The following is a 22,500-nucleotide window of genomic DNA, read 5'->3' on the forward strand; positions in this document are numbered from 1 at the left end:
CAGTGCCATATATACAAGCCTACTCTTGTGTCTTCTTCTTCCGCTTCTTGCGGCCGCCGCCCTCCGGGTTACCGCTCTTATCGCCAGCGCCTGCCGCTGCCGGATTGGTAGTCTCCACGTTCCCTGGAGTCACCGAAGTGCCGATGAAGACGCCGCCTTTCTTCTTCTTGCGGCGTCCCTTATCCTCCGGCGCCGCGCCGCGGCCGTCGGCCCCGAGATCCTCGCGGCTGCGGAACCGTGTGCTCGCGTCTACGCCGCGCAGCTCACCGCCCGCCTGCTCAGACCCGCCACCGCCCGGCGCGCCGTAGCCGCCCTTGCCGGAGCCGAAGCCGAAGGCTATGCCGCGTCCGCCGGCTTCGCCCCGGCGGTCCGCCTTCGCCGCGCCGCCCGCTGCTGACGCGGCGGCAAGTGCACGCCGCGCCGCAGCTTCCGGCCCGCGTCCGCGCTTACGGCCGCTGCCTGCTGCGCCGCCGCTGTCCCCAGCCGGCGCTGCATCTGCGCGCGGCCCTTCCCCGGCGCCAGCGTCAGCGCCGCCGCTCTTGCCTGCACTGCCGAAGATGCCGCCTGTATCGGCTCCGGCATCGTTCATGCCCTTAGCGGCACCGCCAAAAATGCCGCCTTTACCAGCCCCGGTGCCGTTCTTGCCCTTCCCGGCACCGCCGAAGATGCCGCCTTTGCCCGCGCTGCCATTCTTGCTCTTGGCAGCGCCGCTCTTAGCACCGGCAGCAGCGCTGCCGGGCTTGCCTTTACCACGGCCCTTGCCGCCTCCGGCTTTGCCTGAGAACGGCTTGCTGAGGCCTCCGGCGCCTGGACGGCCGCCTTTGCCGCCCCGCCCACCGTAATTGCGGTGGTCTCCCGCCGCACGCGGCTTCATATCGACCAGCTCGAAGTCGATGGTGTGGTCATCCATGTTCACCTTGGCTACACGGATCTTCACCTCATCGCCAATGCGGAACACCTTAGAGGTGCGCTCACCAATGAGTGCCATATGGGCTTCGTCGAAATGGTAGTAATCATCGCTCAGCGCACTGAGACGGATCAGACCTTCGACGGTGTTGTCCAGCTCAATGAACATCCCGAAGCTGGTCACACTGCTGATCATGGCGTCGAATTCCTCGCCAACCTTGTCTTGCATGAATTCTGCTTTTTTCAGCTGCTCGGTATCGCGCTCAGCCTCTACGGCCACACGCTCACGCTCCGATGACTGCTGGGCGATATCCGGCATCCGGGATGCCAGGTATTCATGGCGTTTATCCGTCAGCGCACCGCCGTTCTCCAGTACCTCACGCATGACGCGGTGAATGACCAAGTCAGGATAACGGCGGATAGGGGAGGTGAAGTGGGAATAGAATTCTGCCGCCAGCCCGAAATGTCCAGTGCTCTCGGCATCATATTTCGCCTGCTTCATGGAGCGCAGCATCATCGTGCTGATCACCGTCTGCTCCTTGGTACCCTGAATCTGCTCCAGCAGATCCTGCAAGGCGCGCGGATGGACAGAATTCCCCCGTCCCTTCACATGATGGCCGAAGTTAGCGGCAAAAGCCATGAAATTCTGCAGCTTCTCCGGGTCTGGATCTTCATGAATCCGGTACAGAAACGGTACCTTTAACCAGTGGAAGTGTTCAGCTACCGTCTCATTCGCCGCAAGCATGAACTCCTCGATAATCTGCTCCGCCACGGAGCGCTCCCGTTTCACAATGTCGATAGCCTTACCGGTCTCATCTACGATGATCTTGCTTTCTTCAAAGTCGAAGTCAACCGCCCCGCGCCGCATCCGGGCATCGCGCAGCTTCATCGCGATCTCCTTCATCAGCCGGAAATCACCGATCAGCGGAGCATAACGCTCCAGCAGCTCAGGATCTTCATCCTCGACAATCTTGCGTACATCCGAATAGGTCATTCTCTCCTTGGTACGGATTACACTGGTGAACACATCATGCTTCACGACCTTCATCTGCTCGTCGAATTCCATCTCACAGGACATCGTTAGCCGGTCTACCTGCGGATTCAAGCTACAGATCCCGTTCGACAGCCGGTGCGGAAGCATCGGAATGACCCGGTCAACCAGATATACGCTGCATCCCCGGTCATAGGCTTCCTTGTCCAGCTCTGAGCCTTCACGCACATAATAGCCAACATCGGCGATATGAACACCCAGCTTATAATGACCATTCTCCAGGCGCTCAACGTTCACCGCATCATCCAGGTCCTTCGCATCCGCCCCGTCAATCGTTACGATATTGAGTCCGCGCAGATCACGGCGGCCCTGCTGGATAATTTCTTCATCCGTGATGGAATCCGGTGCCTGCTCCGCTTCCGTCATCACCTCAGCCGGAAAAGCCTCCGGCAGCTGATGCTTGCGGATGACCGACAGAATATCCACACCCGGGTCATCCTTATGACCAAGGATCTCAATGATCTCACCTTCAGCCGCAGAGCGGCCCTCCGGATAGTTCACAATGCGGACAACAACCTTTTCCCCGTCCACTGCACCCTTGAAAGACTCCCTGGGAATGAAAATATCCCGGTTAATCCGCTTATCATCAGGCAGTACGAAGCCGTAGGTCTCCATGCTCTGGAAGACGCCCACCGTCTGCGACACGCCTCTGATCAGTATCCGTTCCACTTCACCTTCCATACGCCCGCCGGACGGGCTTTTGGAGGTAATGCGGATCAATACGATATCGCCATTCATTGCGCCTTTTAGATCATTGGCGTGGATATATACATCCGGGTGCTCTTTGTCATCGGGAATCAGAAAAGCAAAACCCTTCGCATGAGCCTGCAGCCGTCCGCGCAACAAATCCATCCGTTCCGGTACGCCATAGCGGCTATTCCGGGTCAGAATGATCCGGCCGTCCTTTTCCAGTTCAATCAGCAAGCCCTCGAAGGCTTTGAACTGTGCACTATCCTCAATTGCGAAATGGCTCACCAGTTCTTCATAAGTCAGTGGTTTATAAGCGGTCTCCCGCATGAAATCAAGTAAGATTTCCTGTGTTATCATGTTCGTCACCTCGGCCTCCCGCAGCACACACATGCCGCTGGCATATATGTATGTCTTGTCCTATTGCACAGCTTAGAATTCAAGTAAAATTTACCTTTACATACTTCATACCCTAGTATACACGAAATCAATCCCGGGCATCCCTGTTATGAGGTTCAGATGGTCAAATTTGCATACAAAAAAGCCCCCGCCTATTCCATTCAGAACAGAGCGAAGGCTTACTGTAGACCAATTAGTCAACAACAACGGCTACTACGATTGACATAATGAAGAATCCCGCTGCCAAGCCAACCGTTACACGCTGCAGCACAAGCTCCATACCGCGTGCTTTTGTTTTACCGAAGAGATGCTCAGCACCGCCGGAGATGGCACCGGAAAGACCTGCACTTTTCCCTTTTTGCAGAAGAACGACCGCAATCAGACCTACGGCAAAAATCAGAAGCACCACTTTCAAAAAGATATCCATTCACTTCCACCTCCTACGTCCAAGCATCACTATCTATGCTAAATTAGAATTTCCGTTTCATAAACAGCATTCTTATTTTATCATAGCAGCGAACTAAATACAACAATACCTTGCTGTGTACCTCTCTTTAGATTTCAGTGGAGAGAAATGTCATATACATATTTTTTCCTTTTTATTTTAATATATAACATAAATAAAATAAGGTGGGCAACGAATTAAAATATGTATTTTTCGTTGTAGTGCTTAAAAATACGATATGGGTGTGAAAAAATGAAGCCTTCAAAGTATCAATACACATTCTGCCAGCCTAAACAAGGTGTCTTCAAGGTAGATCAGAACCATTTCGAAATAATAACCGAATATGGAATAAGAATAAGTGTTAATTATAACAAGCTTCTAATTTATCTTTTCTCTGAGGAAATGAGTAATGCAACAGATGTACATAATAATGTTCAGAAATATGAAGCGGCCTTTAACTTGTCTCTACAGGAAATTGAGAACACTCTGGATGAATTCCTGGAATATCACATACTACAATACGGGCCTCCCCAGAAAGTACTGCATCGGCACTATTCATTCAACCCTGCAAAAATCCTCAATTATGCTCAATCTGAATGCAACAAAAGATTTATTTCTTTAGGTAAGCTGGAATTGGCCGTCACCGCTAAGTGTCCTTTTAATTGTACATACTGCAGTAAGAAAATCCATTCCTCACAATCCGAGCTATCGCTGGCAGAAAAGAAAAGAGTCATTCTTGAAGCATCCGAGTTAGGCGCCCAAACGGTTTCTTTAACTGGCGGAGAACCCCTACATAACGAAATCGTACATGAGACACTGGAGCTTATAGAGTACGCGCATGAGCTGGATTATAGAAGAATAGTACTATTGACAAGCGGATATAACATCGACAAATATTCAGAGCGCATTGTCAGCTCCCACCTGAATGAAGTTCAAATTTCATACAATATGATCGGAAAATTCGCGGAGGACAGGATACGAAACCAGTATATCGAAAAGAACATAACTAACATATGTTCCATTATGGATTATGGTATACGGCTGGGCGTATGCTGTGTTCTGACAAGTGAAAATATTAAGTATATCCCTGAGATCGTCGAGTTTTGCCTGAAGCATAATCTATACAGTATTTACTTTTATCCCGTTATGCCTGTAGGTTACGCTCAAAATGTATGGAACGAAATAAGGCTCAGTGCTGCAGAATTAAATCAAGCCATTCAATTAATTAAATCATTGAGAGCTCAATACAAGAATATATTATATATTTCCGCACCACAGTCCTTCATGCAGGATGAAAGACCATTGCAGATTTGTGAAGGCGGCCTTTACATGCTGTACGTTACTGAGAGCGGCGATACATCTGCTTGCGCATGCTCAAGTCCTTCAGGCCTGAATGTCCGTGACCACAAATTATCATGGTTATGGCAAGAAGCTGATTATTTTGACACTTATAGAACTGTTAAATCGCCAAATCAAGTGTGCAATTCTTGTGACGATTACGCTACGTGTATAAATAGTTGTGTCCACAGAGAGCGCCTTGCAATCAGCAACTATAAGTTTCAGTCTAACCGCTGCAATCTAATAAATGATGATATCAGTAGTGAAGACTTTATTAATCAAAAATAGTGTAGAGGACCGGTGATATCATGAAGACAGCCCTTTTTTTCCGAAATTTTAATGAAATCGAATTTAGTAAGCTGGAAAAAGGTTCGTGTGTGTTTATTGGAAATGAGGGTTGTATTTATAAGCTCCCCTGCAAAGATGAACTTCAACAGCTTAAGAAAAGTGATGAAACCATAGAAATACATCTCATCACACCGCTTGTATCTCAAACTAATCTACAGCTAGCAAAAGATAGGATCGATGAGTTAATTTCATCCAAATTAATCGCTTCGATAACATTTAATGATTACGGCCTGTTTTATTATACGGCGGACAACCACAAGGACTCCGGTGTAAAGTATTATCTTGGACGGCTGCTTACCAAATCATTCTCAGAATGTCCTTGGTCTGATCATTTAAACCGGAATGAGGATGAACATGTACAAAAGTACATGAACGGCTTTGTAATGAATGATCCAAGAAAAATTAAACTTTTTCAAGATATGGGGGTTACAGGCGTTCATCTTAGTGTCAACAAAAAGAATATAGCAGGTCTAAATGAAATCTCTGAAAGAGGCCTTGATATAATCGTTCATCTCGATACAATAATCGGTGCAGCAAGCAGGATTTGCAGCCAAGCGCAGTATCACGATGTTAAATACCCTGATTGTAAAGAGAAGTGTGAACAACCGGCTGTACTGAAATTATCTAGGTTATGGAGTTTAAAAGAGGATGGATACATAGAGCCTTCAGAAGAAGTAAAGCAGGTTGTTCCGCAATACATTGTTGCTGGCAATATCACTTATTATCGCAACCCTGATTACAACTTCTTAATCGACAGGTCTGATTCAATTAAATACGGAATTGTAGATTATACATTTAATCGACCTCAATTCAATCGCTAAAACCGTTTTGTGTCACGGATAATTTCGTGAATTTTTTCACCTTCTTTGAATGCATATCCCGAGTTAAAAATTATACTAAGTGAGGTTTTTTTATGAAAGTTAAAGCTCCAGTAATTTCGTTAGAGTCAGCAGAAAAGATGCTGGGGGCGGGCGCAGGTGAAATATATCTGGGCGCTTCCTTCGGAGCCTTTAAAAACATTTCATACAGTGCAAGGGGGAATTCTAATTCCTATAACCCACAAATAACAATAGACGAATCTGAGTTGAAAGAAACGATTCAACTGGCTCATGATAATAACGCACAGGTCAGCTTTCTGTCCAACCTCCCCCAATTTAGCCTCCCTAGCAGTGAAAGAAGCAGAATTGAACAAAACTATATTGATTACATTCAAATAGGAATTAACTGCGGCATAGATAACGTAGTCATTGCAGACATCGGCCAATATTTATTATTGAGAGAACACAATATCGATATTCCATGTTATGCAAGTGTTTATTTAGCAACTATTAATGCAGAGCAGGTCCGCTTTTTGAAAAATCTCGGCTTTAAAAGGGTTACTCTTGAGTACCATATGTTAACCGATGAGATTCGGGAAATATGTCTTGTTGAAGGTATAGACATTGAGGTGTTTGCCAATTTCGGAGGGACTTTTTTGAACGGACGCTGCAGCCTTTACCATAACATGGGTGAGTCGCTTGACTTAGGCTTTCCATGTAAATCAAAATATGATGTCATCACTGAAAGCTCAGTTGAACAGGACTACTCTTTTTACGACAGTAATTTATATTGTTCCCTTTGCAGCATTGGCAAACTGTATGAAATGGGAGTATCGACACTTAAAATTACCGGGAGAGAAATCCCAATTAAAGTTACCGAGGATATTGTGCGGACATATTCAAAATGTGTTACTTACCTGGAGGATCAAATGGATTATATGACAGCCAGGAATTTAGCCTTTTCTGAGTGTAAGGAATTCTGGAGCAAGTGGTGCTCAAAGAAACGATGTAAATACATGAAAAGCAAAGTAACCAACTCTTATCTTTAAACAGAGCATTAAACATCACTTTTGTATATTGGGGGAGCTATTATGCTTATAGCATTTTGTGGTATTGACGGCTCTGGAAAGAGTACTCACGCTGAATTTTTATCTAACTGGTTGTTGGAGAAACAAATAAAAGCACAGAAGCATAAACCAATTAATTCTGATAATGCTTTTCTATCGCAACTTCATACAGTATGTACAAAGTTTTCCGAACTCAACAAGAAACCCATGCCCAGAGAGCATAGGAGCATTCTCCTTGCTTTTGAATTATTCCAACAGAGCGAAATTGTGAAAAAGTGGATTGCAGAGGATATCACCGTAGTGGTGGATCGCTGGATATTTTCACATTACGCTTATGCCTACGCACGTAATATTGAGACACAAACATTAAAAGCTTGTTTAGAAGCCTGCATAAAACCTGATTTGGTTTTTCTTTTGGACGTTCCTGTCCATCTTTCTCTGGAAAGAATTGACGAACGCAATGAGGGACGTTCGATGAACGAGACTAAAGATATTTTGACCAGAGCCAGAGAAAAATTTCTTGAAATGAAAGATGATCATCATTTTATTCTACTTGATACGACCCGGCCTCAAGCAGAGATTGAAAAGAGGATTCAAGCTGAAGTCAGCAAAAAACTGAATATCCAGATGAAGTCTTAATAAGGAGATGTTTTTTTGGAACAAACTCATAATGCTGAAGTTATTCTAAAGCAGATTCCAAATCGTTTGTTAAATACAGCGTTCGTTTATTTAGCAGGGTCGACCATCGAAGGATTTGGAAATGTCGGTTCGGATATTGATGTTTTTGTAGTTTCCGAACACTTGCCCGAAGCATCAGAACTGGGTAGCAAAGAAACTAACCAAGCTGTGATTAAAGAAAAAAACACCATTATTTATAATACTGTGCTTGAAGAATTAAGACATGATTTCACTTTTATAAGCCGGGAGGATTTTGGGCAGCTAATTACAAAACTAAATGATTTTAATCACCAGTTAGACCGAAGACCTGATGAATTTGATAAAGAAGATCTTGATTTTTTACACCGTCTGAGATTTTCTAAAATGATAAAGGTATCTGCTGAACATGTAGCCATAATCCAAAATATCAATTTTAATAATTTAAATTTTTATTTGGCGCTAAATCAGTCTGCGTTTTATTCACATGTGATTGAGGACCTGGAAGGGGCCTACCAGTCCAGAGATTTTGGAACATGCTTTTTTGCACTCAGGAAGCTGCTTGAAATAAGCGCAACAATGTTTCTTGCACTCCAAGGAGAGACAAATCCCAACCCTAAGTGGCTGTATCGAAAGCTTCAACGTTATTGTGCCAATCAGCAGGATATGAGTTTACTTGAGAAGTACATGAGGCTCCAGGGATACTCTTATGATGAACAAACTATTGGATATCAGCTAAAAGAAACCATTCAATTCTGCCAATATCTCAATGATCTTTCACAGGATTTGCTCAAATCTAAATAAGGGAGAGAACCTCATGAAGTATGAGAAGAATATTTTTGTACATTTAAGAGTCATTTCTGGAAAAACCTATGCACTACTTAATAACGATGTTTATCTTTTTGGAGAGATTGAAGAGTTAATATGGAAGCTTGTCAATAACGAAAGGACGGATGAACAGATCGCATCTATAGTCTCTGAACAATATAATATCACCTTTGACGCTGCCTATTCGGATGTTAAAGATTATTTAACCGAACTCACCAACGCCAAAATGATTGAATTGGTTGTTTGAATAAGTTGTAATTATTTCTATTTATTATCTCTATTTTAAGAAGAAGATGTCCTAAATATTCAAGGCCAGAATTTAGAGGCAGGAGGTGAACTACGTGAATAAACCCTATAAAAAACCGAAATTAAAAAAGGTTACTGCCCCAGCAGCATCTCAAAAACTATAAAGCTAAGTAATTATTAGTTTTTCCTAAGGACATCTTCTTCCTTAAATAGAGATAATATCAGAATAAAAAGAACGGTTGGGATATTTTGATACTTCAGCTAATTTATTTTCTGCTAATCTATTCGTTCGTTATTTACGCTTCCCATCTTATAAAGAAATTTACACGCAATTTCCGGGCTTCTTCATTTATCAGAACAATATTATTTTTTGCACCCTATGTTTTACCTTTGTTCCTGTTTACAATCAACAATGACTATATAGAATCTGCTCCACAGGTCTCTCTCCTTATTGGAATTTCTTTGGCTGTCATACCAAGCACAATTGCTCTAATTCTACAGCTCGATAGTAATAAATTGTTTTTCCAAAAGGACATCTATTATTTCCTCAAACCTATAACCTTAGAACATTTCTTGCTGGTTGAAGCTTCTTTAATCGGAAGTGCTATTGTTGAAGAGTTATTCTACAGGTTTTTTTCGTACAATTTGATGTCGCTCTGGACTCATGCCCCTTTAGCGGTCATTACCTCAATATTATTTTCATTTTCACACTATCTGCAGAAAGAGACGCGTGAGACATTTACTTTAAGATCATACATAATTATCTTTCTTCTAGGCTGCAGCTGGTTTTACAGCTTTTTCTACACGCATAACATTCTCTTCCCCATACTCGGTCATTTCCTCTACAACCTTCCTAATATCATTATTGCTTTCTTTAAATTGTATTTGCCAGCCAAATTGAATAGTAATGTAGAAGGGAGTGACCCGAAATGAAGTTTTTAAGTCTTGATACAAATGTAAGGATAAGACTTATTGAAAGGTTTTTTACGCAAATCGTAGGAAATTCAATACAGCCCTTCATGGTTATCTATTTTTCACTTACGCTAGGCGCAAAGTTTGCCGGAGTTTTGATAGCGTTCAATGTAATGCTGGCTTTTATTGCCGGATTTTACGGCGGTTATTTGTCAGATCAGTTCGGCAGAAGAAAGGTTATGATTGTAAGTGAACTTGTCAGATTTGTGGCTCTTCTACCCATGTTACTGGAAAGTACATCCTTGTTTGATTCAGCCATAGTTGTATACTTTGCCATGACTATAAGCTCTGCAGCTGCTGGAGTTTCAGGACCTGCTGGTGAAGCGCTCGTAATCGATTCGAGCAACCAGGAACAAAGAAAGTATATATACACACTGGATTATTGGCTGTGGAATCTTTCACTCCTGGCGGGAAGTTTACTTGGAGGCTTTTTCTTCAAGGAAAACCGAATGATTCTGCTGTCGTTCTTGTCTCTCATGTCTCTTCTATCTCTTTGTATTCTTATTTTTTTAATCAAGGATAGACAAAACTGTATGAATTCAAAGTCTAATATCCCAAAAAAACGATTCGGGAGGCAGCTCCTTAACAACTATAGAACGGTTAGCACCGATAGTATTTTTTTATTATTCCTTGCCGCTTCCCTGCTTGATCTCTCCGTTCAGACCCAAACCAGCAACTTTATTGCGGTACGTTTAGTCCATGAGGTTAGTGAACAGACCCTATTTAGCTTGGGGAATTTTTCCTTTGTCATTGACGGGTATAATTTATTTGGAATACTGAATACTTTAAACGCTGGTATCGTTATTCTTTTCACCTCAATTTTTTCGTATTTCACAAAAAAGATGAATTCCAGATATGCAATCATAGCCGGGATGCTTTTATACACTATTGGGAATTCAATAATTAGTTATGAAACAAGCTCATGGGTCTTGTTATTTATGATGGCAATCGTTGCAATAGGAGAACTGATCTATATACCGCATAAACAAGCTCTGATGGCAGATATTATTCCAGATGACAAACGAGGATCTTATATGGCTCTGAATGCCATAACAACCCGTGGTGCAGTCATGTTAGGCAGCATGGCTGTCACGTTAGGGGCGATTTTCTCAAAATATATTCTTTCAATAGAGATATTTTTGGTGGGATTAGCAAGCTGTCTGCTCTTTTCCAAATTGATTTCAGCTGCTCATCATGCAAAAGGCTCCAGATCAAACAAAACTGAAGCAAATAGCGTGAATCTGTAAAACCTAACACGCTCTAAAAAAAAGAGCCTGCCGGAAACCGGCAGGCTCTTAATGTTAGGTCAAAAGAAATTATCTTTTGAGGTTGTAGAAGGATTTCAGGCCGTTGTATTGAGCCAATTCACCCAGTTCATCTTCGATGCGAAGCAACTGGTTGTATTTAGCCACACGGTCTGTACGGGAAGGAGCACCCGTTTTGATCTGGCCAGCGTTAGTCGCTACAGCGATGTCAGCGATTGTGCTGTCTTCGGATTCACCGGAACGGTGGGAGATAACGGCTGTGTAACCAGCGCGTTTAGCCATTTCGATAGCATCGAAGGTTTCAGTCAGTGTACCAATCTGGTTAACCTTAACCAGGATGGAGTTACCGATACCTTTTTCAATACCTGTTGCCAGACGCTCAGTGTTCGTAACGAACAGATCATCACCAACCAATTGGACTTTGTCGCCCAATTTTTCAGTAAGCAATTTCCAGCCATCCCAGTCGTCTTCGGACATACCGTCTTCGATGGTGATGATTGGGTACTTCTCAACCCATGAAGCAAGAAGGTCAACATATTCAGCAGAAGTGTAAGATTTACCTTCGCCTGCAAGTGTGTATTTACCGTCTTTGTAGAACTCAGTGGAGGCAACGTCCATACCGAGGAATACGTCAACGCCTGGTTTGTAACCGGCTTTTTCGATCGCTTCGATAATGGTAGTGATTGCTTCTTCATTGGAACCAAGGTTCGGTGCGAAACCGCCTTCGTCACCAACAGCTGTGTTCAGGCCTTTGGATTGCAGTACGGACTTCAGGTTGTGGAAGATTTCAGCACCTGTACGAAGAGCTTCTTTGAAGCTTGGAGCGCCTACAGGAAGAACCATGAACTCTTGAACGTCGATGTTGTTGTCGGCATGCTCACCACCGTTGATGATGTTCATCATTGGTACTGGAAGAGTTTTGGCGTTGAATCCGCCCAGGTATACGTACAAAGGAATATCCAGTGCTGTTGCAGCAGCGCGGGCTACGGCCATGGATACTGCCAGGATTGCGTTAGCGCCCAGCTTGCCTTTGTTAGGAGTTCCGTCCAAAGTGATCATCAATTTGTCGATGCCCACTTGGTCAAGAGCGTCCATACCGATAACTTCTGGAGCGATAATGTCGTTTACGTTCTCAACAGCTTTCAGAACGCCTTTACCCATGTAACGGGATTTGTCGCCATCACGAAGCTCTACAGCTTCATGAGCGCCAGTGGAAGCACCGGAAGGAACGATAGCGCGGCCCTTAGCGCCGGATTCCAGATATACGTCAACCTCTACAGTAGGGTTACCGCGGGAGTCAAGGACTTCGCGAGCATACACATCAGAAATAATAGTCATGTAAGTTTAATCTCCTTTTAACTTTGGTTTTGGGTGTTGCGGTGGAACTCTTCGGATCTTGCTTATTTACGGCTGGCAATCATGGATTGTCCGGTCATCTCCGCAGGCTGCGGAAGTCCCATGAGATCCAGGATGGTTGGTGCCACATCTGCGAGAATACCGGATTCGCGCAGAACTACATCTTCAGTGGTCACGATGAACGGAACCGGGTTGGTGGTATGGGCTGTGAACGGTCGGCCGTTCTCATCGAATACCATATCAGCATTACCGTGATCGGCAATGATAATGGCAACTCCGCCTTTGGCAACCACAGCATCCACGACTTTGCCTACGCATTCGTCCGTTACTTCAACTGCCTTGATGGTAGGCTCCAGCATACCGGAGTGTCCAACCATATCAGGGTTAGCAAAGTTCAGGATAATGGCATCCTGTCTGTCTGCTTCGATCTCCGCTACGCAGGCCGCCGCCACTTCGTATGCGCTCATCTCAGGCTGCAGATCATAGGTTGCCACTTTAGGCGAATTAATCAGGATACGGGTCTCGCCGGGAAGCTCTTCATCGCGTCCGCCGCTGAAGAAGAAGGTCACGTGCGGATACTTCTCAGTCTCCGCGATTCGCAGCTGCTTCTTGTTCTGCTGAACCAGTACTTCACCAAGCGTGTTATCAAGATTCTTCGGGGAGTAAGCCACGAAGCCTTGAACCGTCTCGCTGAAGGTAGTCAGACATACGAAGTGCAGACCCTGCGGGAACTTAGGACCACGGTCGAAGCCGCGGAAGTCCGAGTTCGTGAACACTTGAGACAGCTGAATCGCACGGTCAGGACGGAAATTAAGGAAAATGACGGAATCGCCGTTCTCCACTGTCGCAACCGGGTTGTTCAGACTGTCCACAATTACGCTTGGCTCCACGAATTCATCATATACAGAATTCTGGTAGGATGCAGTGATCGCCTGAAGAGCATCGGTATATTTAGGGCCTTCGCCATACACCATTGCACGGTAAGCTTTCTCCACACGTTCCCAGCGTTTGTCACGGTCCATGGCGAAATAACGTCCGGATACCGTAGCAATCGTACCTACGCCAACTTCTTCGATCTTGGCTACCAGATCCTGAATGAACTTCTGTCCACTGTCAGGCGGTACATCGCGGCCATCCATGAAGGCATGAATATATACTTCATGCAGATCTTCCTTTTTGGCTAGATCGAGCATGGCGAACAAGTGATTGATGTGACTGTGTACGCCGCCGTCGGATACCAGCGCATAGAGGTGAAGCTTTTTACCGGTTGATTTAGCACTTCTTACCGCGCCAACCAGCGTTTCGTTGTCGAAGAATTCTCCGTCACGGATCGACTTGTCGATACGGGTCAGGTCCTGGTATACAATCCGGCCGGCACCGATGTTAAGATGCCCTACTTCAGAGTTACCCATTTGGCCTTCCGGCAGACCTACAGCCTCGCCGCAAGCGGTTAGCGTAGTATTCGGATATTGCTTCAGGTAACGGTCGTAGTTCGGTTTGTTGGCTTGGGCCACGGCATTGCCTTCATCCGTGTTACGCAGTCCGAAGCCGTCCATGATGATTAGAGCTACAGGTCTTGGAGCTGACATTCTTACTTCGCCCCCTCAACGAGTGAAACGAAGGAAGCAGGCTGCAGGCTGGCACCGCCGACTAGAGCGCCGTCGATGTCGCTTTGACTCATGTACTCCGTTACATTCTCAGGCTTCACGCTGCCGCCGTATTGGATACGGACCGCTTCAGCCGTTGCTTCATCATACAGGCCTTTGACAAGGGTACGGATGTAAGCAATGACTTCGTTGGCATCCTGGGAAGTGGAGGATTTACCTGTGCCAATCGCCCAGATCGGCTCATAAGCGATAACTACGCTTGCTGCCTGTTCTGCGCTAAGACCGGCAAATGCCGCTTCAGTCTGAACTTTACATACATCTTTAGTCTGGTCTGCTTCACGCTCTTCGAGCTTTTCGCCGACACAGACAATTGGAGTGATGCCGTGGCGGAATGCCGCATGCATCTTTTTGTTGACGATTTCGTCCGTTTCGCCGAAATAAGCGCGGCGTTCGGAGTGACCGATGATAACATACTCAACGCCGAGGTCCTTCAGCATTACACCGCTGATCTCGCCTGTATAAGCGCCGTTATCTTCAAAGTGCAGGTTCTGTGCACCAATTTTGATGCTGGTGCCTTGTACCGCTGCAACCAGTGCAGGCAGGTTAGTGAACGGCGCGCAGATTACAGTCTCTACGCCTGCCACTTCCGCCTGGCCTTTGATTTCAGCGATGAAGCCTTCGGCTTCCGGAACGGTTTTGAACATTTTCCAGTTGCCTGCAATAATAGGTGTTCTACTCATAGTAATGAATTGCCTCCCTCTTCGGTATTACTTGTCGTTCAGTGCCTCTACACCCGGAAGCGCCTTGCCTTCCATGAACTCGAGCGATGCGCCGCCGCCAGTGGAGATATGATCCATCTGGTCTGCGAGGTGGAATTTCTCAGCAGCCGCTGCGGAATCACCGCCGCCAATGACTGTATAACCTTCGGTAGTTGCGCAAGCCTGAGCTACGGCAATGGTACCTTCAGCAAATTTGTCGATTTCAAATACGCCCATCGGTCCATTCCATACAACCAGCTTGGAGTTTTTGATGATATCGGCATAGATTTCACGAGTCTTAGGACCGATGTCCAGGCCTTCCCAATCCGCAGGAATATCTGTTACATCTACAATTTTGGTATTGGCATCCGCACCGAATTTGTCAGCAACCACTACGTCAACCGGAAGCACAAAGTTTTTGCCCAGTGCTTTGGCTTTCTCGATGAAACCAAGTGCTGCATCGATCTTGTCGTTGTCTACCAGGGATTTGCCGATTTCGTAACCCAGAGCCTTGGTGAACGTATAAGAAAGGCCGCCGCCAATCAGTACATTGTCAGCCAGGGTCAGCAGGTTGTCGATGACGTCAATTTTGTCTTTAACCTTGGAACCGCCGATGATGGCAGTGAACGGACGTTCCGGGTTAGTCAGGGCTTTGCCGAGAACCGACAATTCCTTCTCCATCAGAAGACCGGATACTGCAGGCAGCAAGTGAGCGATCCCTTCTGTCGATGCATGAGCACGGTGAGCTGCGCCGAAGGCATCATTGACGAACAGGTCAGCCAGTTCAGCAAACTGCTTAGCCAGTTCAGGATCATTCTTTTCTTCACCTTTATAGAAACGGACATTCTCAAGCACAAGCACATCGCCCTCATTCAGATCAGCGATTTGTGCTTTTACCGCTTCGCCAATCGCTTCATCAGCTTTGGCTACCGGTTTGCCGAGCAATTCGGACAGACGGGCTGCAGCGGATGTCAACCGCATGGAATCGACGAATTCACCTTTGGGACGGCCCATATGGCTGGCCAGAATGACCTTTGCACCGTTCTCGATCAGGTATTTAATTGTTGGAAGGGTTTCGCGGATACGGGTATCATCAGTGATCTTGCCGTCTTCCACTGGCACGTTGAAATCCACACGCACGAATACGCGTTTGCCTTTTACTTCTACATCACGGACACTTTTTTTGTTCATGATTTACATTTCCTCCACACCCAAAATTGGTTCATTCACGAATCCGCATTTCATCAAGCAGAAGCGATTGTGCCGTCCCATTAAGGACGGTACCGTTTCAGCGAGAAATAGAAGGATACTTTATAGCGACAAGGCTATAAAGTCTTATATTTTTAGAAAGAGCGGAAACAGACTTTCCTTGTTTCCGCTCGATTGTCCTGCTTATATGAAGTCGGTCTTACTTAGCCAGCTTAGCGAATTTCTCCAAAGTACGAACGAGCTGTGCAGTGTAGGACATTTCATTGTCATACCAAGCAACGGTTTTAACCAGTTGTTTGTCGCCAACAGTCAGAACTTTAGTCTGCGTAGCATCGAACAGGGAACCGAAAGTCATACCCTTGATGTCGGAAGATACGATTTCATCTTCAGTGTAGCCGTAAGTTTCAGGATCGGAAGCTTCCTTCATGGCTGCATTGATTTCTTCAACAGTTACGCTCTTATCCAGAACAGTAACCAGCTCAGTCAGGGAACCAGTAGCTACAGGCACACGTTGTGCTGCACCGTCAAGTTTGCCCTTCAGTTCTGGAATAACCAGGCCGATTGCTTTTGCAGCACCGGTAGTGTTAGGGATGATGTTCTCAGCAGCAGCGCGGGCGCGTCTGAAGTCGCCTTTTGCGTGTGGAGCATCAAGAGTATTCTGGTCACCTGTGTAAGCGTGGATCGTAGTCATCAGGCCTTCGATGATACCGAATTTGTCGTTCAGAACCTTAGCCATTGGAGCCAGGCAGTTCGTTGTGCAAGATGCGCCGGAGATTACTGTTTCGGAACCGTCAAGGATGTCATCGTTAACGTTGTAAACAACAGTCTTCATGTCGCCTGTAGCTGGAGCGGAGATAACAACCTTCTTGGCTCCGCCTTTAAGGTGTTTCTCAGCAGCTTCTTTAGTTGTGAAGAAACCAGTACATTCCAGAACGATATCTACGCCAAGCTCTCCCCAAGGAAGTTCTTCAGGGTTGCGGTTAGCCAGTACCTTAACATCTTTGCCGTTAACTTTGAAGAAGCCGTCATGCACTTCAACATCGCCTTGGAATTTACCTTGAGTTGTATCATATTTAAGCAAATGAGCAAGCATCTTAGCGTCAGTCAAGTCATTGATCGCTACCACTTCGATACCTTCTACATTTTGAATACGGCGGAATGCAAGGCGTCCAATACGTCCAAAACCGTTAATACCAACTTTTACACTCATTGAATAGTTCCTCCTAGATTTCGTTTTATTTATTCAAGACAGGCCGTGAGGCTCGTCAAGACAACAAGGTTAAGTATAATGCATAATAAGTCTGTGCGCGTCCCATTTAATGGAATCTATAGGACTTCTTGCAACTGTTTGTCGATTTCTTTGCCGATTTCGACAGCAGCCGCCTCGTCAATTACGAGAATATCCTCTTGCCCGAACCGCAGCATCGCATGAATGGCCTTAGCCTTGCGTTTGCCTCCGGCAATACCGATAACGACTTCCGTACGGATAATGTCTTCCAGGCGCAGCCCCATGGTCAGCATCGTATGAACCACTTCGCCATTCTCATTGAAATAGTACCCGAAAGACTCGGCTACGGCCCCTTCGCTCTGAATCTCTGAAATGGTGCTTGAGTCCAGCTTGCGCCTGTGGGTCATCTCAATGGCATCGCCGATTCCATGTACAATGATACGCGATCTGCGGATGATTTGTACAATCTCTCCAATATTGGAGTCCAGTGCAAGCGACTGATAGGCATCGCCGCTAAGCAGGTCGGGCACATGCAGCAGACGGTAATTGGCGCCAATCCGCTTAGCCATAGTTGAGGCAATAGTGTTCGCCTGTATTTCCATGCTTTCTCCCAGTCCTCCGCGCGCCGGAACTACCCAGGCGTTCTTATAGGAATGGGATAACGGCGGGTTCAGCTGATCGGCCATCTCGGCCAGTGTTGATCCGCCGGTGACGGCAATCGTATCGTCACTGCGCAGGACGCTGAGCAATGCCTTGGAGCCTGCGCGCCCCAATTCACGTTTGGTGAAGGGTGATGTCTCACAGTCACCTGGTACTACCACAACTTTGGCGAGACCGTACGTTGTACGAATTTTCTCTTCCAGATCATCCAGGCCGAAAAGGCTCTTGGCGACCGGCTCCAGCAGGTCAAGCAGTCTGCGACCGGCATCGCTAATGCGCATACCGACGCTCTCGATCTCAATGAGCCCTTGCGATTTCAGAAGATCCGTCTCGGCGCGCAGTACCCGCTCGGTCATATCAAGCGATGCGGCTAACGTCCTGCGCCCAATAATATCGGACAGCATGATCTGATGTAGAATCGTATACCGTCTCTTAAGGGTTTCCATGAGATCAGGCAGAAGCTGCTTTTGGATTTCCAATAGATTACGCATGCTTTCACTCCTGCAACTTCGTCTTTCTCTTTTCCCTTGTTCGTGGTCTCAAAATGTCCCGGGTTAACTTTTTAAGTCCCACCCATATTCTACCCAAAACTGACGCCAAGTGCAAGTGTTCCGAGACTATAATTCTCTTGGCGGTTTCATCTTATGCATCTGCTTGTCCATCTCTTAGCAGGATGGAGGCGTTCTTCCCGGTTTGTTTATGGAGGCAGTGAAAAACTATTTTGGGCAGATGTCTTTTACACATTGCTTTTATCCGATAAGTATATTATAATAATTTCTGTTGCGCCCGTGGTCCAATGGATATGACGTAGGCCTCCGAAGCCTGAGATCCAAGTTCGATTCTTGGCGGGCGCGCCATTATTTTCTTTTTTTGTATATAATTTAGCAACCGATACATTATATTTAACCAAAGAGCCCTTTTCGGGCTCTTTTTTTTGAAAGTAAGTTTGACTTTCTTTGACTTTTTGTTTGAATTTGTTTATCATGTGGTTAATACGGTAACAGTAAAAAATGAACACATTTGAAGCACCAATTTCAAGGAGGTTTTCCACGTGAGTTATATTCCTATGGTAGTAGAACAGAGCAACCGCGGTGAGCGCGCTTATGACATCTATTCCCGCCTGCTGAAGGACCGCATCATTTTCCTTGGAACGGAGGTTAATGACGTGGTAGCCAATTCCATCATCGCACAAATGCTCTTCCTGGCTGCCGAGGACCCGGATAAGGATATTCACCTGTATGTGAACAGCCCCGGCGGTTCCATCACAGCGGGTATGGCTATATTTGATACAATGCAGTACATCAAGCCGGATGTCTCCACCATCTGTGTAGGCATGGCCGCTTCCATGGGAGCCTTCCTGCTGAACGCCGGCGCCAAAGGCAAACGCTTCGCTTTGCCGAACAGCGAAATCATGATTCACCAGCCGCTCGGCGGTGCCCAGGGCCAGGCTTCGGATATCGAAATCCGTGCCCGCCGCATCATCAAGCTGCGTGAGAAGCTGAATCGTATTCTATCCGAACGTACGGGCCAGCCGATTGAGAAGATCGAGAAGGATACCGACCGCGATTACTTCATGAGCGCTGCAGATGCTGCTGAATATGGCATTGTTGATAAAGTAATCGAGAAGACATTACCTACAGGCGTATAATTCTACTCGTACTCCATCAATAAACAAAGAGGCTGCTACAGACCATCCGGTCCGTGGCAGCCTCTTTATTATGCCTGTACAGCTTAAAGCTACCTCAGGTTCCCATACCCCAAAGCATCCAGCTTGACGGCGATTACCCGGTAGCCTCTGCCGTTCGGATGGATATGATCCAGGAACAGCAGGCCCCGCTCATTGCCGGCAAATTCATGATAAACCGAAGCAAAACGGATGATATTGCTGCTATAGCCCGCTGCATAGCGGTTGAACTGCCGCACCCACTCTGTAGCTACTTCCACCTGCGGATAGGGATTATAGAGACCTACAATCCGAATAATATAGGTACTGCGTGTTCCTGCCTTTAGCTGTGACAGTATGCCCATAATTTCGCTGAAGTTACGTTTACAATCCCGGAGAGCCTTTTGCAGTATTGCTTGGAATTCCCCCGGTCTAGGGGCTGCTGCCCGGGCCGCCTTAATCAGATCATTGCCGCCGATCGACACGGTAATAATCTGTGCATTCTTCACCGCACCTCGATAGACCGCAGAGGTCTTCAGCCGCTGCTTCAATCCTTCCGTGGTCAGACCGTTGATGCCAAGATTCGTCGATACCACCGGAGAACGCAGCCTCCCCTCCGCCATCCGGCGATAGACCGGTACGAAGCCGCTTCCGGGGAGCGCCCCGAATCCGGTTGTCAATGAATCTCCAATCGCTGTATATTGATAGACCATAACCTTCCCTCCCCGATATTAGCTGCTTGCCTTATTTAGCATATGACTATCCGGGTGAGGTGGTAACGGCGGGGCAGTCTTATTAGGCCGTGGGTGAAGGACCGTAAATAGAAGGATGCCCTTGCGTCTCCCGGAGGAGAGGCAAGGGCATCCTGGACCATCGAATTTATTATTTCAGCGCTGCGAACGGACTGCTTCCATCCGGCAGCAATTCCTTGAAGCCGAAGGTGAATTCCGGGAAGCCTGCGGCATATGCAGTGTATTCGTATAACTGGAAGAAGAGAACCGCTTTGCCGTCTTTTAGATAGAAGTACTTCTCGGTATTCAGGCCGTTGAACCCGCCCAGATATCCTCCGTTAGCTTTGATCTCTTTGGATAGCTTAGCGTTAAGCTGTTTTTTGTAATTGGGGTTAGCACCGAACAGGTCACCCAGCAGCAGACGTTTCCCGTCTTTGAGCGAGAAGGTGAATGCATTGCGGTAAGTCATCCCATGAGCACCGCCGGTATACCCATATTGATTAGTGATCAGGCTGAGCACGCCATCCTGGTTATACGTGATCACATAACCGCCTTCGAATTCATACGGCCGGTCATCCTTCGACCGCTTGGAGATTTGATCTTCAGCATCCTTCGCATAGTTCAGAACAGTCTGCTTGATCAGATCATTGATCGCCTTCTCAGCCCCGGCGTTCGCCAGACCGCTAACCTGCGGATAATCCAGCTTGATTGGCGCATCCTTATAGTCCTTCGTATAGCTCGCTGTCTTGATCGTTATGGCATTCTGTGTTTTTTTCACTACATTCAGCCGTCCTGTAGCTGCGCTCCAGTCCCCTTTATAGCCCATGTAATCACTTAACAGTTCGAATGGCACATAGAGCCGGTTATTCAGTTGTTTACCCTGATATTCGCCGATATAATAGTTGTTCACACTGATCATAATGCCGTAATCCATGTTCGCCAGCTTCAATTGCCCAGTTCCTGTTCCTATGGAGTAAGTCTTCTCCGCTTTATCATAGGATAGCGGCATTCCCAGCGCATCGCGCATAAAGGTTACCGGAATCCATACTTTTCCATCCTGAACAATCCCGGTCTGCGTTACGGCCTTACCGTTCACCTTCAATACTACTGAAGAGGAGTTGGCCTTGACCTGTGCGGCCGCCGGAGCAGCCTGAGTAATACCTGCAGGGAATATCCCTGTGCCGCCTAGCAGCATTCCTGTTGCGAGAATCCCTGCGCCCCATCTACGGGCCTGTGTCTTAAGCATCTTATTATTCATTGTTTGGTTCCCCTTCCGCTGTGTGATGATTTAACCTGATGTATTACCTCAGCTTCACTCTACCTATTATAGTAAAGGTAAGAGCACCGGATGTTACAATGCACCTTACAGTTTCTTTAATTTTAAAGAGTCTTTCTTAAGATACTGTTACTTCTATCCAGTTGAAACGGCTTTCATCCTGTAAAAAAGGCGCCTCCCCTGCCATAATCAGCAGAGCAAGCGCCTCTTGCGGAACCTTTTATTTCAATTCATAAGTTACGTTCAGTAGAGTGGTAACCTTCACTTCTCCGGGTTCAACGGAGCTTCCGGCCGCACTATCCATTGATGCTTTTTGCATGTTCGCTTCAGCGTAGACCACCGGGTGGTTCCCGTCATCGTTCTGAATGACCGTGACGACCTGGCCGAGTCCGCGTTTGGCTGCTTTGGCAATCGCTGCTGCTTTTACATCTGCATTCTGCATTGCTTTGTCAATGACCTGTGCTTCAAACGCCGATGGATCTTCAATGGCAAAACGCACATTGCCGATGTTGTTCGCTCCTGCCGTAGAAGCGGCATCCAGCAATTGTCCGACCTTCGTCAGATCACGGTAGGATACCTGCAGGGTGTGCTGGGCATTATAGCCCTTCACCTTCTGGCCGTCCTTCTCGGTATAAGTGTAGTTAGGCTGTACGTTGAACTGGGTACTCTGAATGTCTTTGTCCGCAACGCCCCAAGTGGTCTTGAACAGTGCCGTCAGCTTCGCAATCTTGCCCGCTGTGCCTTTTTGCGCCTCTTGCGCAGTATCGGCTGTCGTACTCACTCCGATGGAGAGATAAGCGATGTCCGGTTTGATCGAAAGCTCGCCTTTGCCTACCACATTCACAATATTCTTCTGCACTTCGTCGGCGTAAGCCGTCTGAGGCCCCTTGAACCCTTCGCTCAATCCCATTCCCCCAATCATCAGGCTTCCTGCCAGCAATACCGATCCAATAGATTTACCCCATCTGTTCATGCTTGCCATCCCCTT

General features: G+C 46.6%; 20 protein-coding genes and 1 tRNA gene. 10 read left to right on the top strand and 11 right to left on the bottom strand.

All coding sequences use genetic code 11. The features are described 5' to 3' along the window. Positions 1-19: 19 nt before the first annotated feature. Both rnr and secG read right to left on the bottom strand, forming a co-directional pair. Positions 20-3,004: a ribonuclease R gene (gene rnr, locus HQN87_RS16580; RefSeq protein ID WP_173135832.1), complete on the bottom strand. Its 2,985-nt coding sequence runs from the start codon at positions 3,002-3,004 to the stop codon at positions 20-22. A gap of 232 nt (positions 3,005-3,236) precedes the next feature. Further along, positions 3,237-3,470: a preprotein translocase subunit SecG gene (gene secG, locus HQN87_RS16585; RefSeq protein ID WP_173135608.1), complete on the bottom strand. Its 234-nt coding sequence runs from the start codon at positions 3,468-3,470 to the stop codon at positions 3,237-3,239. 270 nt (positions 3,471-3,740) lie between these two features. Here secG and HQN87_RS16590 point away from each other — a divergent pair, with 270 nt between their 5' ends. From HQN87_RS16590 to HQN87_RS16625, 8 genes are all read left to right on the top strand, one after another. Further along, a complete protein-coding gene (locus HQN87_RS16590; protein ID WP_173135611.1) occupies positions 3,741-5,114 on the top strand; it encodes a radical SAM protein in 1,374 nt (457 codons plus the stop codon). A 20-nt stretch (positions 5,115-5,134) separates the two neighbouring features. Then, on the top strand, positions 5,135-5,995 hold the full coding sequence (locus HQN87_RS16595) for a hypothetical protein (protein WP_173135614.1): 861 nt from the start codon (positions 5,135-5,137) through the stop codon (positions 5,993-5,995). A 92-nt stretch (positions 5,996-6,087) separates the two neighbouring features. Beyond that, positions 6,088-7,041, top strand: coding sequence for a peptidase U32 family protein (locus HQN87_RS16600; protein ID WP_173135617.1), 954 nt, complete (start codon positions 6,088-6,090; stop codon positions 7,039-7,041). Between the two features lie 42 nt (positions 7,042-7,083). Continuing rightward, positions 7,084-7,698: a dTMP kinase gene (gene tmk / locus HQN87_RS16605; protein ID WP_173135620.1), complete on the top strand. Its 615-nt coding sequence runs from the start codon at positions 7,084-7,086 to the stop codon at positions 7,696-7,698. Between the two features lie 15 nt (positions 7,699-7,713). After that, positions 7,714-8,517, top strand: a complete 804-nt coding sequence (locus tag HQN87_RS16610; protein WP_173135623.1) for a nucleotidyltransferase domain-containing protein — start codon at positions 7,714-7,716, stop codon at positions 8,515-8,517. A gap of 13 nt (positions 8,518-8,530) precedes the next feature. Further along, a complete protein-coding gene (locus HQN87_RS16615) occupies positions 8,531-8,788 on the top strand; it encodes a PqqD family protein (protein WP_173135626.1) in 258 nt (85 codons plus the stop codon). Positions 8,789-9,360: 572 nt separating this feature from the next. Further along, the gene (locus HQN87_RS33005) at positions 9,361-9,720 is read left to right on the top strand and encodes a CPBP family intramembrane glutamic endopeptidase (RefSeq protein WP_367272737.1); all 360 of its coding nucleotides are present in this window, start codon (positions 9,361-9,363) and stop codon (positions 9,718-9,720) included. Beyond that, complete coding sequence (locus tag HQN87_RS16625) at positions 9,717-11,006, top strand: MFS transporter (RefSeq protein WP_173135632.1); 1,290 nt, start codon at positions 9,717-9,719, stop codon at positions 11,004-11,006. The genes HQN87_RS33005 and HQN87_RS16625 overlap by 4 nt, the downstream gene beginning before the upstream one ends. A 69-nt stretch (positions 11,007-11,075) precedes the next feature. On the opposite strand, the gene eno is transcribed toward HQN87_RS16625, so the two are convergent. From eno to HQN87_RS16655, 6 genes are all read right to left on the bottom strand, one after another. Next, the gene (eno, locus tag HQN87_RS16630) at positions 11,076-12,362 is read right to left on the bottom strand and encodes a phosphopyruvate hydratase (protein ID WP_173135636.1); all 1,287 of its coding nucleotides are present in this window, start codon (positions 12,360-12,362) and stop codon (positions 11,076-11,078) included. A 62-nt stretch (positions 12,363-12,424) separates the two neighbouring features. After that, a complete protein-coding gene (gpmI, locus tag HQN87_RS16635; protein ID WP_173135639.1) occupies positions 12,425-13,969 on the bottom strand; it encodes a 2,3-bisphosphoglycerate-independent phosphoglycerate mutase in 1,545 nt (514 codons plus the stop codon). 2 nt (positions 13,970-13,971) lie between these two features. After that, positions 13,972-14,727 carry a triose-phosphate isomerase gene (gene tpiA, locus HQN87_RS16640; protein ID WP_173135643.1) on the bottom strand — a complete coding sequence of 252 codons (756 nt, stop codon included), beginning with the start codon at positions 14,725-14,727 and terminating at the stop codon, positions 13,972-13,974. Positions 14,728-14,754: 27 nt separating this feature from the next. Further along, positions 14,755-15,936 (bottom strand): phosphoglycerate kinase, encoded by a 1,182-nt coding sequence (locus tag HQN87_RS16645; protein ID WP_173135646.1) that lies wholly within the window; start codon positions 15,934-15,936, stop codon positions 14,755-14,757. A gap of 217 nt (positions 15,937-16,153) precedes the next feature. Further along, entirely contained in the window at positions 16,154-17,164 is a 1,011-nt protein-coding gene (gene gap / locus HQN87_RS16650; protein WP_036690087.1) for a type I glyceraldehyde-3-phosphate dehydrogenase, read from the bottom strand. A 116-nt stretch (positions 17,165-17,280) separates the two neighbouring features. Beyond that, on the bottom strand, positions 17,281-18,333 hold the full coding sequence (locus HQN87_RS16655) for a sugar-binding transcriptional regulator (RefSeq protein WP_173135649.1): 1,053 nt from the start codon (positions 18,331-18,333) through the stop codon (positions 17,281-17,283). A 291-nt stretch (positions 18,334-18,624) separates the two neighbouring features. On the opposite strand from HQN87_RS16655, the gene HQN87_RS16660 reads away from it, so the two are divergent. Continuing rightward, positions 18,625-18,699, top strand: a tRNA-Arg gene (locus HQN87_RS16660). A 194-nt stretch (positions 18,700-18,893) separates the two neighbouring features. Then, the gene (gene clpP, locus HQN87_RS16665; RefSeq protein ID WP_042132753.1) at positions 18,894-19,490 is read left to right on the top strand and encodes an ATP-dependent Clp endopeptidase proteolytic subunit ClpP; all 597 of its coding nucleotides are present in this window, start codon (positions 18,894-18,896) and stop codon (positions 19,488-19,490) included. A gap of 89 nt (positions 19,491-19,579) precedes the next feature. On the opposite strand, the gene HQN87_RS16670 is transcribed toward clpP, so the two are convergent. From HQN87_RS16670 to HQN87_RS16680, 3 genes are all read right to left on the bottom strand, one after another. Continuing rightward, positions 19,580-20,218, bottom strand: a complete 639-nt coding sequence (locus HQN87_RS16670; protein ID WP_173135652.1) for a GDSL-type esterase/lipase family protein — start codon at positions 20,216-20,218, stop codon at positions 19,580-19,582. A gap of 169 nt (positions 20,219-20,387) precedes the next feature. Then, the gene (locus HQN87_RS16675; RefSeq protein ID WP_173135655.1) at positions 20,388-21,494 is read right to left on the bottom strand and encodes a PdaC/SigV domain-containing protein; all 1,107 of its coding nucleotides are present in this window, start codon (positions 21,492-21,494) and stop codon (positions 20,388-20,390) included. Between the two features lie 238 nt (positions 21,495-21,732). Continuing rightward, complete coding sequence (locus HQN87_RS16680) at positions 21,733-22,485, bottom strand: SIMPL domain-containing protein (RefSeq protein ID WP_173135658.1); 753 nt, start codon at positions 22,483-22,485, stop codon at positions 21,733-21,735. Between the last annotated feature and the right edge of the window lie 15 nt (positions 22,486-22,500).

The organism is Paenibacillus tritici (assembly GCF_013204885.1).
GTDB classification, from domain to species: domain Bacteria; phylum Bacillota; class Bacilli; order Paenibacillales; family Paenibacillaceae; genus Paenibacillus_AQ; species Paenibacillus_AQ tritici.